This is a genomic window from Streptomyces sp. NPDC056296, assembly GCF_042268605.1.
Taxonomy (GTDB): Bacteria; Actinomycetota; Actinomycetes; order Streptomycetales; family Streptomycetaceae; genus Streptomyces.
This window is the reverse complement of record NZ_JBHJRX010000047.1, coordinates 60840-76652: the sequence shown is the minus strand read 5'-3', so window position 1 is coordinate 76652 and position 15813 is coordinate 60840. Positions and strand designations below refer to the sequence as shown.

Genomic DNA, 15813 nt, shown 5'->3' with positions numbered 1-15813 from the left:
AACACCGACCATCGAACCCACAGAACCGCCGTCCACATCGAGATCAACGCATCGCCAAGCCCGCCAGACGACTAACCGAACGGCATTGCCCCTAGCGGCCCTCCCCGGGGGCGTCCTTCGGGGCGTCCCCAGAGGCGTCCCCAGAGGCGTCCCCGGAGGGCGCCGCCTTCTTCGCCGGGTCCGGGAGTGCCTTGGTCATCCCGGGCAGGAAGTCCCTGAACAGCTCGTGCACCTCGCGCACCAGCGGGCGCAGCACCCGGAAGCGGGCCAGGACGACACCACGCGCGGTGAGCCGGGCGCCGCGTTCGGCGAGGCGGTAGCTCCGCTCGCGGCCCTCCGTGCGGTCGAAGATCCAGTACAGGACGAGGCCCATCTGGGAGAGCCACATCAATTCGGGCAGGATGTCCCGCAGTTCCGCGGGCACCTTGGTCTTCGTGCCGGCCAGCACCGAGCGGTGGACCCTGATGGCCTCCACGCGCGCGTGCTCCGACTCCGGGGAGAAGGGGCTGAGCGGGCTGTCCGGGTCGGCCGCGTTCTTGAAGAACTGCACCGCGAACTCGTGGTACGGGGTCGCGATGTCCAGCCAGACCTTCAGCACGCCCGCCAGCCGTGCCTCCAGGTCGGTCTCCCGGGCCAGCACCTCCCGGACCGCCGCCTGGTGCTCGGCGGCGATCCGGTCGTAGAAGCCCTGGATCAGGTGCTCCTTGCCGGCGAAGTAGTAGTACGCGTTGCCGACGGAGACCCCGGCCTCCTGGGCGATGGCCCGCATGGTCGTCCGGTCGTAACCGCGTTCCTGGAACAGCCGCATGGCCGTCTCCAGGATCAGCGCGCGGGTCTGCTCGGACTTGCTGAGGGGGGCTCCGTCGTCGGGGCCGTCGTTCTTCGCAGGCACAGGACGAGAGCCTAACGAGTGGCGCAGGTGCCGTCGTCGCAGCCGGGTCCGATGTAGATCCACCCGCGGCCCGGTTCGTAGACCCACCCGTCACCCGACCACCGCCCCTCACCGAGGCGCTTCGCGCCGCCCCCGTCAATGTCGGCCCGGCGGTACCCGTTGCCGCCCCATTGGCGCTGCCCGCCCCGCCACTTGGCGGCGGCCAGGACGGCTCCCCGGGCCAGCAACGCCCCGGTGGGCGTGCTGAGCCGGTGGGCGAGCGCGCGGTGCTCGCGCAGCGCCCACAGGACGACGATCCAGGCGGCGGCGCCCCGGAAGACCTGCCCGGCGTCACCGACGACGGTGACCTCGTCGAGGGTGACGGAGTGGTCGAGGCCGGGAAACCGCCGGCGCGCCTCGTCCGACCCGGCCGGGACCAACTCCAACGGCACCAGCCGCGGCTGCCGCAGCAGCCAGTGCCGTACGTGGGTGCACAGGGAGCACTCGGCGTCGTAGAGGACGGTGAGCCGGCGCACGGGGGCGCCGGCCGTCGTGGGAGCGGACGCCATCGGCCTAGGCCCCGGCCGTCGGTGCCACCCAGCCCTGCGGCGGGACCGGCGGAACCTGCTCGCGCTCCATCATCCCGCGCCGCCGGATCCGGTTGAGCACGTACACGTTGCCCAGGTGCATCACGCCGAGCACCAGCAGCACGACGCCCAGCTTGGTCGACAGGGCCTCGAAGATCCCGCGGGTGTCGGCGATGGTGTCGTCACCGCTGAGGTAGAGGGTGACGAAGCCGAGGTTGACGAGGTAGAAGCCGACCACCAGGAGGTGGTTGACGGCTTCGGCGAGCTTCTCGTTGCCGTGCAGCACGTCGGCGAGGAAGACCCGGCCGTTGCGGCTGAGCGTGCGGGCCACCCAGACGGTCAGACCGATGCTGACGACCAGGTAGATGACGTAGGCGATGACGGTGCGGTCCATGCCCCACCCCTTCTTGAACGCGTTCAAAACGCTGACAGGAGTGACTGTAGACCTGCTTTTGAACGTGTTCAACTCGTTGAGTGAGTGGTCCGCGTCACCCGGCTACGGCCGGCGGCCGAGCTCCGGACGCTTGGAGTAGTCCGTGAGCCCGATGACGTTGCCCCACGGGTCGGCGAACTCGACGGTCCAGCCGGTGGCGACGGAGAAGGGTTCGTCCAGCGGCGCCACTCCGGCGTCGCGCAGCGCCCGGGCCGCCGTGCGGGCGTCCGCCACCTCCAGCCACACCCGCGCGGACGGCCACAGCGGAGGGCGCTGCCCGAACTCCTCCTCCGCCCGCAGGAGGATGCCTGGCGTCTCGCCCCCGGCCTTGAGCAGGGCGATCCCGGCCTCGTCGAGCCGGAAAGCGACCGGGAAGCCGGCCCGCTCGTAGAAGTCGACGGCCGCACCGAGGTCCCCGACGGGCAGCAGCACGTTGTCGAACCCGAGCAGTTCGTACGACTCATGATCTGACATGACGTCAGGCTAGGACGGTCATCGCCTGGAACGGCTGATTGTCAGCCCTCGTCGGGCGCGCTCTTCGGCCGTCCGGCGGCAAGGATCTCGGCGACGTCCAGCGTGACCTGGGCGCCGAGGGAGTCGGGGAGGGTGACGGTCTCACCGGGGGAGTGGACGCGGTGGGTGGAGTAGTCGGCGCAGTCGGGGTCGGTGAGGACGTGGAGGCGCTGGTGCTTGCGGTCGACGATCACGTAGACGGGGACCATGGCGGCGGCGTAGGCGGTGACCTTGGTCTTCAGGTCGTTCTTCCAGTTGCTGGAGGTGACCTCCAGGACGAGACGGAAGCAGACCGGGTCGTAGCAGTTGTTCTCGATGAGGTGGTCGTCGGCGTCGGCGTCCACGATCGCCAGGTCCGGAACCGCGTAGTCCTCGGCGTCGGTGGGCAGCCAGAGGCCGATGCCCTGGACCACCTTCGAATCCGGGCCGTGAAGGCCTGCGGCCGCGAAGGGCAGAATGAGGTCGGTCAGAACTACGGCGTGCGGGCCGTCCGGTGGCGGGGTCACGAGGAGCTGTCCTCCGATGATCTCGACGCGGTAGCCCGGGAGCCGGTCCATGATGTGGTTCGCCTCCGCGATCAGCGGTAGTTCGCCGTGGGGCAGCTCGACGGATGCTGCGGACATCGCGTGCCTCCTAGGGGCTGGTGTCGAGGCCATCATCGTAGGACGGAGAACACCCGCGCGTCCCGTTGCCGATGGGTTCGCTACATCGTGTGGCATATGCCAGAAGGCCCCGCTTCCAGGGGAAACGGGGCCCTCGCGGCCGTGAACCGGCGTACACCGACGGAGTCAGAAGCGGCGCGTGATGAGCGCCCGCTTCACCTCCGCGATCGCCTTGGTGACCTCGATACCGCGCGGGCAGGCGTCCGTGCAGTTGAAGGTCGTGCGGCAGCGCCAGACGCCGTCGCGGTCGTTGAGGATCTCCAGCCGCTGCTCGCCGGCCTCGTCACGCGAGTCGAAGATGAAGCGGTGGGCGTTGACGATGGCCGCCGGGCCGAAGTACTGCCCGTCGTTCCAGAACACCGGGCACGAGGACGTGCAGGCGGCGCACAGGATGCACTTCGTCGTGTCGTCGAAGCGCTCGCGGTCCTCGGCGGTCTGGAAGCGCTCGCGCGTCGGCTCGTTGGTGTCCTTCGTGATCAGGAAGGGCATCACGTCCCGGTACGCCTGGAAGAACGGCTCCATGTCGACGACCAGGTCCTTGAGGACCGTCAGGCCCTTGATGGCCTCGACCGTGATCGGCTTCTCGGGGTTGATGTCCTTGATCAGCGTCTTGCAGGCGAGCCGGTTCTTGCCGTTGATCCGCATGGCGTCCGACCCGCAGATGCCGTGCGCGCAGGAACGGCGGAAGGTGAGGCTTCCGTCGAGGTCCCACTTGATCTTGTGCAGCGCGTCGAGGACACGCTCCTTCGGGTCGATCTCCAGCTGGAAGTCTTCCCAGCTAGCCTCGGCCGAGACCTCCGGGTTGAACCGGCGGACGCGGAAGGTGACCGTGATGTAAGGGGAGTCGGCGAAGCCGGGCTCGGGGGCCTTGTCGCTCTTCTCCATGACAGGGGTAGCCATCAGTACTTACGCTCCATCGGCTGGTAGCGGGTCTGGACGACCGGCTTGTAGTCGAGCCGGATGGACTCGGCGCCGTCGTCGCCCACCTCGCGGTACGCCATGGTGTGGCGCATGAAGTTGACGTCGTCGCGGTTGGGGAAGTCCTCGCGGTAGTGACCGCCGCGCGACTCCTTGCGGGCGAGCGCGGACACCGCCATGACCTCGGCCAGGTCGAGCAGGTTGCCCAGCTCGACGGCCTCCAGCAGGTCGGTGTTGAACCGCCGGCCCTTGTCCTGGATCGACACGTTCTTGTAGCGGGCGCGCAGCTCGGCGAGCTTCTCGACGGCCGTCTTGATCGTCTGCTCGGTGCGGAACACCATGACGTTGGCGTCCATGGTCTCCTGCAGCTCGCGGCGGAGCGTCGCCACCCGCTCGGTGCCGGTGGCGGAGCGCAGCCGCTCGATCTGCTCGACGACCAGGGACTCCGGGTTCTCCGGCAGCTCGACGAAGTTCGCCTTCTGCGCGTACTCCGCCGCCGCGATACCGGCCCGTTTGCCGAAGACGTTGATGTCCAGCAGCGAGTTGGTGCCCAGGCGGTTGGCGCCGTGCACGGACACGCAGGCGACCTCGCCGGCCGCGTACAGGCCCGGAACGACGGTGGTGTTGTCCAGCAGGACCTCACCCTCGACGTTGGTCGGGATGCCGCCCATGGCGTAGTGCGCGGTGGGCTGGATCGGGATCGGGTCCGTGTAGGGCTCGATGCCGAGGTAGGTCCGCGCGAACTCCGTGATGTCGGGCAGCTTGGCGTCCAGCTGCTCCGGCGGGAGGTGGGTGAGGTCCAGGTAGACGTGGTCGCCCTCGGGACCGCAGCCGCGGCCCTCGCGGATCTCCGTGTAGATGGAGCGGGAGACGACGTCGCGGGAGGCGAGGTCCTTCATGACCGGCGCGTACTTCTCCATGAAGCGCTCGCCGTCCTTGTTGCGGAGGATGCCGCCCTCACCGCGGGCGCCCTCCGTCAGCAGGATGCCCATGCGCCAGATGCCGGTCGGGTGGAACTGGAAGAACTCCATGTCCTCCAGCGGCAGCCCGCGCCGGTACACGGCCGCCTGGCCGTCACCGGTCAGCGTGTGCGCGTTGGACGTCACCTTGAAGAACTTGCCGGTGCCGCCGGACGCGTAGATCACGGACTTCGCCTGGAAGACGTGGATCTCGCCGGTCGCCAGCTCGTAGGCGACCACACCGGCCGACTTCTTGACGCCGTCGACCTCGGTGATCAGCTGGTCCAGGACGTAGAACTCGTTGAAGAACTCCACGCCCTCCTTGACGCAGTTCTGGTACAGCGTCTGGAGGATCATGTGACCGGTGCGGTCGGCCGCGTAGCAGGAGCGGCGGACCGGCGCCTCGCCGTGGTTGCGGGAGTGCCCGCCGAAGCGGCGCTGGTCGATGGTGCCGTTCGGCGTCCGGTTGAACGGCAGGCCCATCTTCTCCAGGTCGAGGACCGAGTCGATGGCCTCCTTCGCCAGGATCTCGGCGGCGTCCTGGTCGACCAGGTAGTCACCGCCCTTGACCGTGTCGAAGGTGTGCCACTCCCAGTTGTCCTCCTCCACGTTGGCCAGCGCGGCGGCCATGCCGCCCTGCGCGGCGCCCGTGTGGGAGCGGGTGGGGTAGAGCTTCGTCAGCACGGCGGTGCGGCTGCGCTTCGTCGACTCGATGGCCGCGCGCATGCCGGCGCCACCGGCGCCGACGATGACGGTGTCGTACTTGTGTACCTTCATGATTTTCGCAGCCCCGTGCCTAGCGGATGTTCGGGTCGAAGGTGAAGATCACCAGCGTGCCCAGCAGGATGGTGAACACCGTGGCGGTGTAGAGCAGGCCCTTGAGCCACAGCCGGGTGTTCGGGCGCTCCGCGTAGTCGTTGATGACCGTGCGCAGGCCGTTCGCGCCGTGCAGCATCGCGAGCCAGAGCATCAGGAGGTCCCAGACCTGCCAGAACGGCGAGGCCCAGCGGCCCGCCACGAAGGCGAAGCCGATCTTCGAGACGCCGCCGTCCAGCACCAGCTGGATGAGCAGGTGCCCGATGACGAGGACGACCAGCACCACGCCGGACAGGCGCATGAAGAGCCAGGCGGCCATCTCGAAGTTGCCGCGCGTGGACTTCGGGGACTTCTTGGTCCGCTTGCGGGGCGGCTCGATCAGCGGCGCCGGGTTGTCCACTGTGTAGGCGGAGGCGCCGGCGCCCTCGACGGGGCCGATGCCGGAGGCGGTGGTTTCAGTGGTGGACATCTGCGTCAGCTCCCGAACACTTCACGAGCGGCGTGGCCGAGGACGGGGTAGATCGCCCCGATCATCAGCACGACCCACAGGCCGACGACGGTCCAGAGCATCTGCTTCTGGTAGCGGGCGCCCTTGACCCAGAAGTCGACGGCGATGACGCGCAGGCCGTTGAGCGCGTGGAAGAGGATGGCGGCGACGAGGCCGTACTCCAGCAGCGCGACGATCGGCGACTTGTACGTGGCCACGACGGTGTCGTAGGCCTCGGGGGACACACGGACGAGAGCGGTGTCCAGCACGTGGACGAACAGGAAGAAGAAGATGAGGACGCCGGTGACTCGGTGAGCCACCCAGGACCACATTCCTTCCCGGCCGCGGTACAGCGTTCCAGCCGGCACGGAAGTTTCCTCCGGGAGCGGGGATTGGGGCCGCGCCGGCTTTCCTTGTCGGTCGGGCCCGGCCGGGTACGGTCCACCGGCCCCCAGCATCGTAGCGACGGTTGCCTGTGGTGCTTACGGGGGGCCTGCCTGTGTGATCAAAGTTGCACTCAAAGGAGCAGTGGGGTTCGTGCGGGGTGGCTACTGGGGTGGGGGGTTTGGGTGGTTTGCCGGGCGCGGGTGGTCGGTGGCTGGTCGCGCAGTTCCCCGCGCCCCTGGAAGTCGGGTCAGCCGGCCTCTTGTCAGGAGGCGCAGTTCCTCGAGGGCGACCAGGCGTTCCTCGTCCGGATCGTTTGTCAATCGTGACCGGATGCCTGCCAGTACGTGGTCCAGGGCCTCGTTCGCGGGCATGCCGTCCAGGCAGATGACGAACGCGTGTCCGAAACGGCGCTCGTAGGCCGCGGTCGCCGCGCTCAGGGCCGTGTGGGCCGCCGCGTACGTGTCCTCGGGGAGGGGTGGCAGTACCTCTGTCGCCAGGGCCTCCGTCAGGTCGTCCGGGGAGAGGTCGTACGCCGCCTCGTCCGCCGCGGCCAGCAGGGACGGCAGGTCCGGGTAGGGGCGGTGGGAGGCGAGGCGGTGGGCCCAGTGGTGGCTGTTCAGGCAGGTCAGGAGCGTGTGGATGGCCTCATCGGTGGACGCGGCGTTGAAGCGCGCCAAGGAGGAGGCCGTTACCGGTGTGGCGCGGGTGGTTTGCGCCGGTACCGGTATGGCCACTCGGCCGGGGAGGTCTGGGAGACGGTGCGCAGGCAGCGTGGGTCCTCGTGGGAGTCACGTGTGTGTCGGCAGGGGATTGTGCAAAAGATGTGGCGTCACGTTATCGAGTGACGGCTTCGCGTGTCCGTCCAGTGCCCGAATTTCACCCGAACGGGAGAGTTTCAGAACATGTGGTGGACGCATGGTGGAGCTCACGGCCGTAGGTTGGCGCTGTGAGCCAGCACGGACGCCGGACGCCGGCGAACCAGGTGAGGCAGCGAGCCGTGATCGCCGGTGCGGTGGTCGCCGCGCTCGGCGTGGGAGTCGGCCTGTGGGCCACCGACGGTGAGGGCGACGGCGGGCCCGCGGGTTCGGCCGCGCGGTCCTCCCCGGAGGCGGCCGCGCCCAGCCCCAGCCGCTCCTACGCGCTGTCGAAGGAGCCGCGCACGATACCCGCCGTACGCGACCACACCGCGGCCCGCGGCCCCGGCTGGCAGCCGGAGAAGGCGCACCGCGTCGTCGTCGCCGACGCCGGACTCGCCGACGAGGGGCGCCTGATAGCCGGCGAGCTGGGGCTGACGTACGCGGGGGAGAAGGACGACGAGCGCGCCGGGGACGTGCTCCTCGACGTCAAGGCGGACAAGGGCGCGGGCTCCGAGTCGTACACCATGACCGTGCGCGACGGCCGCGTCACCGTCACCGGGCCGGCCGAGGCCGGCGTCTACTACGGCACCCGCACCCTGAAGCAGGCGGTGGACGGCGGCGGCACCGCGCCGGAGGGCGTCGTGCGGGACGAGCCGGCCAAACCGCGGCGCGGCTTCAGCCTCGACATCGCGCGCAAGCACTACGACGCCGACTGGATCAAGGACCGGATACGCGAGCTGGGCGACCTGAAGTTCAACGAGCTGGGCCTGCACTTCTCCGACGACCAGGCCTTCCGCATCGAGTCCGACTCGCACCCCGAGATCGTCTCCGACGACCACCTCACCAAGGCCGAGGTCAAGGAGATCATCGACCTCGCCGCGTCCCGGCACATCACCGTCGTCCCCGAGATCGACTCGCCCGGACACCTGGGCGCCGTGCTCGCCGCCCATCCCGACCTCCAGCTGCGCAACGCGCAGGGCACGCCCACGCGCGGCGCGATCGACATCTCCGAGCCGGAGGCCGCCGAGATCGTCGACGATCTGCTGAACGAGTACGCCGACCTCTTCCCCGGGTCGCAGTTCCACCTGGGCGCCGACGAGTACCAGGCGCTCGTGGTGTCCGACCCCGAGGCGTCCTACCCGGACCTGGCAGCCGCCGCCCGCGAGGCCTACGGCTCCGGCGCCACCGTCGCCGACCTCACCACCGGCTGGCTCAACGACCGCGCCAAGACGGTCATGGCCCACGACCGCACGCCGCGCGCCTGGAACGACGGCTTCTTCAAGGACACGTCCGTCGAGCCCCTGAAGGACATCAAGGTCGCCTACTGGACCGGCAAGGAGATCGGCGCCCGCCAGCCAACCGAGTACCTCAGCGAGGGCCGCGACGTCCTCAACTACAACGACGAGTTCCTCTACTACGTGCTCGGCGAGCCGCAGACCTTCGTCTACCCGACCGGCGAGCGCATCTACGAGCAGTGGACCCCGCGTGTCCTGCGCGGCACCACGGCGGTCGACGCGAAGTACGACGACCAGATCCTCGGCGGCAGCTTCGCGGTCTGGGGCGACATCCCCAGCGCCCAGACGCAGGCGCAGGTCGCCGACGGCATCCGGCTCCCGCTGGCGGCGACGGTCCAGAAGCTGTGGGACCCGGACAAGCCCGAGCTGTCCTGGGCCGACTTCAGGGCGCTGGCGAACCGGCTCGACTGATCCCGCGCGCCCCCGGGCCCCGCGCGGATTGTCCGATACGGCTGCGAACTCCCGTACGGCTGTGGTGGTCTTTGGGCGAGCCGAACCGACACGCCGGGGGGACCGGGACATGGGCTACTGGGGGTATTTCGTCGTGGGCCGCGCCGAGCGGCCGCTCGCCGAGCTGGACGCGCTGCCCGGCGCCGCGGACATGACCCTGCGCCTGTCCGCACCGGACGGCTGGCAGGTGTGGGAGTTCCCTGGCGGCGACGGGGACGTCGGGAACATGAACGACCTGGCCGGGCAGACCGGCGCGCCCGCGTTGTTCGGGTACGTCATGGACAGCGACTGCGTGGTCGTGGAGGCGGCGGCGCCCGAGAGCGGGGCGTGGACGACGTGCCTGGCGCGGTCCGCGATGGCCGGGTACCTCGGCGCGGAGAAGGAGGGGCTCACCCTGGAGGACTACTTCCTGGAGCCCCGCGACGCCGCCGAGCGTGCGGTGGCCTGGGCCGCGGAGGCCGGGCGCACCGCGAGCGCGGGGGAGTTGGCGGAGGTTCTGTCGGCCGACCCCGGCGCGGGTCCCGGGTCCGGTCCCGACGTCGGGTCCGGTCTCGACGCCGACCCGGAAGCCGATCTCGATGGCGGCTCCGGTCCCGACGCCGACGCCGACGCCGACGCCGACGCCGTCGCCGTCACCTTCGCCGACGCCGGGCCGGTGGCCGAAAACCTCTTCTTTCGGTTCCTCGACCGGCTCGGCGTGGTGCCGCTGTGACACTCCCGGCCCGTCGCACGCAGTAAGGGGAAGTGCGGGCTCCGTGGTGGTGAGCGGGCCGAGGCGGTAGGAACAGGGAGGCACCGGATGAGCCTGGTGGAACTGATCGCGCGGGCCGACGCACGCGGACTCGCCGGGAGCGGACTGGCTTGTTTGGACCGCTGCGTTCCGCTGCTGGACGGCGGCGACGAGGTCCTCAGACCCCTGTGGGCGACCCTCGCGGACGACGCCGGTGACGGGCCCGACTGGGGGCAGGCACTGGCGCAGGTGCGCGACAAGCTCGCCGGTCCCGACGCCGACGGCGAGGACGAGGCCGTGCTCCTGGCCCGCCGGATGCTGGCCGCGGCGCCGGCCGAGTGCTCCGGCGCCGCGATACGGGCGTGGGCCGACGCCTGCTCCGTCGCCTCGCTCCGCATCCACCGGCTCCTCGACCCCGCGACGGACGCCGCCACCGAGGCCGACGACGTCCGCGGGGAGGACCGCCCTCAGGACCGCCCTCAGGACCCCGCGGAGGGGCTGTCACCGCTCGTCGCCGCCGAACTGCGCCGCCAGGTCACCGTCCTCGAAGTGCTCGCCGGCCACGGTCCGGCCGGGCTGCGCCGGGCCCTTGAGGTCTCCACGGAGGGGCGTCGGGTGCTGCGCGCGGTGGTGTCCCGCCGGGCGCGCGGACGGGGCTGACCACAGGGCGTGGCCCAGGGCCCGCCTGTGACCGTCGTGCGGGGAACGCGCGGCGGCGGTGCGGCGGACGTGGTGGAGGTGGGGCGGTCCTGCGCCGGTTGCGGAACGGCCGGGGTTCGCCTGTGACGAAACTCCGTCCGGCGGCGCTCTAGCGGTTGTGACGACTGTGACCAGCGGATTGACGACCCAGCAGGAGAACCGGCCGTCGGCCGCCGCGAAACCGGTGCGGTGGGCGGCGGACGCGGTAGCCACGATGCGCGAGGGCGCCCGGCTGCGACTGGACTACTCGGCGCAGAGTCTGTGGCGCGTCGATCGCGTGATCGACGGCATCCGGCGCGAGGGAGCACCGTACGCCGCGGTGGAGAACGCGCTGCGCGGACTCGGCGCCTATGCCGGTGAGGTGATCGCACGTCAGACCGGTGGCGAGTGGTGGGCCACCGGCGGCGACCACTGGGTCCGCACACCCGACGGCCGGCTGTGGGACCCGATCGACGAGGCCCGCCGCTGCTTCGCCGGCGACGGTTCGCTCCGGCTGCTGTGCCGGGACGCGTCGACGGACGGGTGACGGGCCGGCCGGGAACCGTACAGAAACGGTTCTGCGGCCGCGTACCTGTGACACCCGGGGCGCCCGGTCCGCTGGATCAGCGGGGAGCCGGGCCGTGGGTGCCGGCCTCCCCTCGCGGAGCGAAGGGGTGGGTGGTCCGGGTGGAGCAGCGGGGCGAGGTGGGCGGCGGCATACCGCGTGCCCGCGAGATGCGGGCCTGCGCGGCGGCGTTCGTCGGCCGTGTCGCGGCCGGCCCCCGGCTGCCGCTGGACTACTCCCCGGCCAGCCTGCGCATCGTCGACTTCCTGGTCGACGGGCTGCGCAAGGGAGGCGCCGACCACGAGCGGGCGCGCGGCACGCTGCTCGGTCTGGGGGCCTACGTCGGTGAGGTGCTCGTGCGCCGGGCGGGCGCGGTGTGGATGGACTTCGACCCGGACCAGCGGGCGTACTTCGGTCAGCCGGTCGGCGTACGGATGCCGGACGGGCGCGTCTGGAACCCGCTGGGCAGAGTGCACAACCGCCTGGCGGGCGGCGGCCCCGAGGAGTCGCTGCACACCTTCTACCTGACGCTGCACGGGCGACCCCGGCGCGTGCGGCCCGCCGTGCGGTGAGCATCGTCAGGACCACACCCTGTGACACTTCCGTGCGCGCCGACGCTGATGACCGTGGGGGCGGGCTCAGCCGAGCGCGCGGAGAACTCGGTACGGACGAGGACGGTTCTTGGGCCAGCGAGGGGAAGCCCGCCGCGTACAGGCGTACGACGGGGAACTGGGCGCGGCCGTCGCGCGGGCCCAGGAAGGTGACGAGGCCGCCTTCGCGGTCGCCTACCGGCTGGTGCAGCCCGGCCTGCTGGGCTACCTGCGCGGACTCGTCGGGGACGACGCCGAGGACGTCGCGGCGGACGCGTGGCTGGAGATAGCGCGCGACCTGCGGCGCTTCAAGGGCGACGGGGCCGGCTTCCGGGGCTGGACGGCGACCATCGCCCGGCACCGGGCACTGGACCACCTGCGCCGCCAGAAGGTACGGCCCAGACCGACGGCGCTGGAACAGGACGTCCTGGACCTGCCCGGCCCGCACTCCACGCACGACCAGGCACTGGAGGCGCTGTCCACCGAGGCGGCCCTGGCCCTGGTCTCGGGACTGCCGCGCGACCAGGCCGAGGCCGTGCTGCTGCGGGTCGTCGTCGGCCTCGACGGACCATCCGCCGCGCGTGTCCTCGGCAAGCGGCCGGGCGCGGTGCGCACGGCGACGTACCGGGGTCTGAAGCGGCTGGCACGGCAGCTGGGCGTCGACGGTGTGACGGAAGACGCGCCCAGGACGCTGGGGGAGTCGACATGACGGGCCCCGACGGCGGCGCCCCGGCGGACCGAGCGGGAACGGAGGCGGACATGGGTGCACGGCACGGCGAAGGCGACGACGGCGACCGCACCGGTCCCCGGCCCGCCCGCCACGACACCCCCGGGATGGAGGGGCTGCTCGCCGCGGCACTGCGGGCGGAGCGCCTCGACACGGAGGGCGAGCGGCGGGCCGTGGCCGCGTTCCGCGCCGCCCTGGACACGGAGCCGGGCCGGGCCGCGCGCACCCGCCGACGGGACGACTGGCGCCCCCGCGAGGGCACAGGCGCGGGGCGCACGCTGAAGACCGCGTTCTCCGTGCTGCTGGCGAGCCTCACCCTGGGCGGCGTCGCCTACGCGGCGATCGGCGGGGGCGGTGCCGCCACGGACGCCGCCCGGCCGGAACGTACGCGCCCGTCCGTCGCCACGGACGGCACCGCGGTCCGTCCGGTCCCCGCCCCGAGCCGCGCCACCACGTCCCCCGCCACCACGTCCCCCGGCGCTTCGGCCGGCGCGTCCGCCCCGCCGGACCGCCCGGCCACCGCCCGGGACACCGACGCCCACTGCCGCGCCTACGAACGGCTGGAGGGCCGCGGCAAGGCGCTGGACGCCACGGCCTGGCAGCGGCTGGTCGCGGCGGCGGGCGGTGCGGAGAACGTCACCGCCTACTGCGCCGAGCGGCACCCCCCACAGGCCCGGCCGAGCGCCGCGATCGACGGGAACGAGCCGAGCGGGGCGGCCGACCCGGCCCGGCGGGAACGGTCGGACGGCAACGCGAACGGTGGCGGCAGCGGGAGGGGCGAGGGCGGCGAGGACGGGAACGCGGAGCGCGCGGACCGGGCTCACGGCAAGGCCAAGTAGCCTCGCAACAGGGGCGATCGCGGCGGCCAAGGCAACGGCCGGGGCCGCCACCCCCCACAGGAGAGGCCCCGGCCGTCGCGCGGCACGGGCCGCGCGGCGGCCCGTACTCCCTACAGCGCCGGGACTGCGTTTTCTGTCACACCTCGCTGCGTCACGGCTTAGTTGCAGCTTGTACGGCAATGGGATGGGGACATGGACGAGCGGCGGTTTCAAGACGTAACGTGCCATTCGCGCCGACCAGCGGGGGTCTTCCCTCCCGCATCACGTGAGCGGTAGGCCACCGCGACCATCGATTGAGAAACCACGACGGCGAGTACCCGGTCCGCGAGAGCGGCACCGGCTCAGGCGCAAAGAGAGGCGCGTTCGGTGCTGGGGGACGACGCGGAGCTGACCGCCGCGGTGCGTGCGGCACAGGGCGGGGACGAGACCGCGTTCCGGACTGTGTACCGCGCCGTGCATCCGCGGCTGCTCGGATACGTGCGGACACTGGTCGGCGATCCGGACGCCGAGGACGTGGCGTCCGAGGCCTGGCTGCAGATCGCCCGTGACCTCGAACGGTTCGACGGCGACGCCGACCGGTTCCGCGGCTGGGCCGCCCGCATCGCCCGCAACCGCGCCCTGGACCACATCCGCATGCGGGGTCGCCGGCCCGCGATCGGCGGCGACGAGACGGAGCTGACCGGCAAGCCCGCCGAGTCCGACACCGCGAGCGAGGCCATGGATGCCCTGGCCACCGACAGCACTCTCTCCCTCATCGCCCGGCTGCCCCAGGACCAGGCCGAGGCCGTCGTCCTGCGCGTGGTGGTGGGCCTGGACGCCAAGAGCGCGGCCGAGACGCTGGGCAAACGGCCCGGTGCCGTCCGCACGGCGGCGCACCGCGGCCTGAAGCGTCTGGCCGAACTGCTCGGCGGCGATCCGGAATCGGGCGGCGGGCTCGACGCCCTGCCGCCCCAGCGAGAACCGCGCGGCCGCGCGGTGACGTCCGCGAGTGTGACGCATACGCGTGCGCGGACGCAGAAGGACATGTGATGGCCGACGAGCAGGACAGGTGGCTGGACCGCGAAACGGCGGAACTCTTGCTGCGCGGAGAGTCACTGGAGGCTGTCGACCCCGCGGCCCGCGAACGGGCCGAACGACTGGCCAGGGCCCTGGCCGCCCTCTCCGCCCCACCCGTGCCGACCAGCGAGGAACTCCCCGGCGAGGCGGCCGCGCTGGCCGCCTTCCGCAAGGTGCGCGCCGAGCGGGCCGATCCGCCGGGGGAGACGTCGGCCGCCCTCGGACAGGGCACCCCGACGCCGCCCTCCGATGCCGGACTGGTCCGTATCGGCCCGCGCGGCGACGGAGACCGGCGCCTGCGCCGGCGTCGCCCCCTGCGCCTCGGGCTGGCCGCCGCGCTGACCGTCGGCATGATCGGCGGAGTGGCGGTGGCCGCGGGAACCGGAGCCCTGCCGACGCCGTTCGACGACACCCGGCCGGACCCCGCCGCCACCGCCTCGGCCGCCGCGTCCCCCGACCGGCCGCTCGCCTCCCCCTCGCCGCTGGACGGCGTGCGGGGCGGGTCGGTGCCGGGCAGCCCCACGCCCGGCGCGCCGGACCGGGGCAGCGCGCGGGTCGACGAGGACGGCGGTACGGCCGAGGACGGCGACACCGACGCCGACGCCGACGCCGACGCCGACGGCCGGGCATCCGGCGGCGGACGGCCGGGCCTCGCCGCGTCCTGCCGCGACGTACGCGCCGGCAAGGGACTCGACGGCTCCCGTCGGCGCGCCCTGAAGGAGGCGGCCGGGGGTTCGTCGCGGGTCGGGAAGTACTGCAGGAACCTCCTCGCCGGGACCGACGGCACCGCCCAGGACCGCGGCGGTGGCAGGGACTCCGACGAGTCGGCAGAGGGGAACCGGGACCGGGAGACCAGGAAGGACTCCGGCGACAGGAACGACAGGAACGACAGGACCGGCAAGGGCGACAAAGACGGCGAAGGTGGCGAAGAGGGCCGGGACGGCAAGGGCGGTGAAGACGGAAAGAAGGGCGGCGGTGACAAGGGCGGCAAGGACGATGACGACGACGGCCACCACATAGCCCCGCCCGCCGGGCAGCACCACGGTCCGCACGCCCCCTCGGCCTTCGAGCCCCTGCCGCAGCAGCGGCCGACGTACCTGCCGCACACGTCGGCCACCGCCGGTCACCTCCCCCTTGACCTGCACTTTTCCGGGGTGGCAGGAGTTTCCTCACCCGGGGTGTGACACTTTCGGCCGCCGTGGCGCAGTAATGAGTGAGCCGACTGGTCATCGGCTTTCGCACCGAGCCGGGGTTCCCCCCGTACCTACGGCTCGTGCACCTCGGCGGGGGGGGGGGGGGGGGGCCCCCCCCCCCCCCCCCCCCCCCCCCCCCCCCCCCCACCCCCCCCCCCCCCCCCCCCACCCCCCCCCCCCCCCCCCCCCCCTCCCCCCCC

General features: G+C 72.0%; 19 protein-coding genes. 9 read left to right on the top strand and 10 right to left on the bottom strand.

Translation table 11 applies throughout. From position 1 onward, the window contains the following. Positions 1-91: 91 nt before the first annotated feature. From ACFCZF_RS30050 to ACFCZF_RS30005, 10 genes are all read right to left on the bottom strand, one after another. A complete protein-coding gene (locus ACFCZF_RS30050) occupies positions 92-892 on the bottom strand; it encodes a TetR/AcrR family transcriptional regulator (protein WP_376674295.1) in 801 nt (266 codons plus the stop codon). An 11-nt stretch (positions 893-903) separates the two neighbouring features. Further along, on the bottom strand, positions 904-1440 hold the full coding sequence (locus ACFCZF_RS30045; RefSeq protein ID WP_376674294.1) for a thiol-disulfide oxidoreductase DCC family protein: 537 nt from the start codon (positions 1438-1440) through the stop codon (positions 904-906). 4 nt (positions 1441-1444) lie between these two features. Next, entirely contained in the window at positions 1445-1852 is a 408-nt protein-coding gene (locus ACFCZF_RS30040; protein ID WP_376674293.1) for a hypothetical protein, read from the bottom strand. A 102-nt stretch (positions 1853-1954) separates the two neighbouring features. Continuing rightward, positions 1955-2365 (bottom strand): VOC family protein, encoded by a 411-nt coding sequence (locus tag ACFCZF_RS30035; RefSeq protein ID WP_121748806.1) that lies wholly within the window; start codon positions 2363-2365, stop codon positions 1955-1957. A 41-nt stretch (positions 2366-2406) separates the two neighbouring features. After that, a complete protein-coding gene (locus tag ACFCZF_RS30030) occupies positions 2407-3027 on the bottom strand; it encodes a Uma2 family endonuclease (RefSeq protein WP_376674292.1) in 621 nt (206 codons plus the stop codon). A gap of 165 nt (positions 3028-3192) precedes the next feature. Then, on the bottom strand, positions 3193-3966 hold the full coding sequence (locus tag ACFCZF_RS30025) for a succinate dehydrogenase iron-sulfur subunit (RefSeq protein ID WP_376674291.1): 774 nt from the start codon (positions 3964-3966) through the stop codon (positions 3193-3195). Beyond that, positions 3966-5720, bottom strand: a complete 1755-nt coding sequence (gene sdhA, locus ACFCZF_RS30020; RefSeq protein WP_376674290.1) for a succinate dehydrogenase flavoprotein subunit — start codon at positions 5718-5720, stop codon at positions 3966-3968. Before sdhA ends, ACFCZF_RS30025 begins: the two co-directional genes overlap by 1 nt. Before the next feature lie 19 nt (positions 5721-5739). Further along, a complete protein-coding gene (locus ACFCZF_RS30015) occupies positions 5740-6228 on the bottom strand; it encodes a succinate dehydrogenase hydrophobic membrane anchor subunit (RefSeq protein ID WP_121748811.1) in 489 nt (162 codons plus the stop codon). A gap of 5 nt (positions 6229-6233) precedes the next feature. Beyond that, the gene (gene sdhC, locus ACFCZF_RS30010; protein WP_375915869.1) at positions 6234-6614 is read right to left on the bottom strand and encodes a succinate dehydrogenase, cytochrome b556 subunit; all 381 of its coding nucleotides are present in this window, start codon (positions 6612-6614) and stop codon (positions 6234-6236) included. Between the two features lie 180 nt (positions 6615-6794). Beyond that, positions 6795-7310, bottom strand: a complete 516-nt coding sequence (locus ACFCZF_RS30005; protein ID WP_376674289.1) for a 2-oxo-4-hydroxy-4-carboxy-5-ureidoimidazoline decarboxylase — start codon at positions 7308-7310, stop codon at positions 6795-6797. 269 nt (positions 7311-7579) lie between these two features. Here ACFCZF_RS30005 and ACFCZF_RS30000 point away from each other — a divergent pair, with 269 nt between their 5' ends. The 9 genes from ACFCZF_RS30000 to ACFCZF_RS29960 all read left to right on the top strand — a co-directional run bounded on the left by ACFCZF_RS30000 (position 7580) and on the right by ACFCZF_RS29960 (position 15604). Beyond that, positions 7580-9196: a glycoside hydrolase family 20 protein gene (locus tag ACFCZF_RS30000; protein ID WP_376674288.1), complete on the top strand. Its 1617-nt coding sequence runs from the start codon at positions 7580-7582 to the stop codon at positions 9194-9196. Between the two features lie 109 nt (positions 9197-9305). Next, complete coding sequence (locus tag ACFCZF_RS29995) at positions 9306-9947, top strand: hypothetical protein (RefSeq protein ID WP_376674287.1); 642 nt, start codon at positions 9306-9308, stop codon at positions 9945-9947. An 87-nt stretch (positions 9948-10034) separates the two neighbouring features. Next, positions 10035-10625 (top strand): hypothetical protein, encoded by a 591-nt coding sequence (locus tag ACFCZF_RS29990; RefSeq protein WP_376674286.1) that lies wholly within the window; start codon positions 10035-10037, stop codon positions 10623-10625. A gap of 157 nt (positions 10626-10782) precedes the next feature. Continuing rightward, positions 10783-11190, top strand: a complete 408-nt coding sequence (locus ACFCZF_RS29985) for a hypothetical protein (protein WP_376674285.1) — start codon at positions 10783-10785, stop codon at positions 11188-11190. A 188-nt stretch (positions 11191-11378) separates the two neighbouring features. Then, the gene (locus ACFCZF_RS29980; RefSeq protein ID WP_376674297.1) at positions 11379-11780 is read left to right on the top strand and encodes a hypothetical protein; all 402 of its coding nucleotides are present in this window, start codon (positions 11379-11381) and stop codon (positions 11778-11780) included. 109 nt (positions 11781-11889) lie between these two features. Beyond that, entirely contained in the window at positions 11890-12507 is a 618-nt protein-coding gene (locus ACFCZF_RS29975; protein ID WP_375922279.1) for an RNA polymerase sigma factor, read from the top strand. A 50-nt stretch (positions 12508-12557) separates the two neighbouring features. Then, positions 12558-13364, top strand: a complete 807-nt coding sequence (locus ACFCZF_RS29970) for a hypothetical protein (protein WP_376674284.1) — start codon at positions 12558-12560, stop codon at positions 13362-13364. 366 nt (positions 13365-13730) lie between these two features. Beyond that, positions 13731-14393, top strand: coding sequence for an RNA polymerase sigma factor (locus ACFCZF_RS29965; protein ID WP_376674283.1), 663 nt, complete (start codon positions 13731-13733; stop codon positions 14391-14393). Continuing rightward, on the top strand, positions 14393-15604 hold the full coding sequence (locus ACFCZF_RS29960; RefSeq protein ID WP_376674282.1) for a hypothetical protein: 1212 nt from the start codon (positions 14393-14395) through the stop codon (positions 15602-15604). The genes ACFCZF_RS29965 and ACFCZF_RS29960 overlap by 1 nt, the downstream gene beginning before the upstream one ends. The last annotated feature ends 209 nt before the right edge of the window (positions 15605-15813 follow it).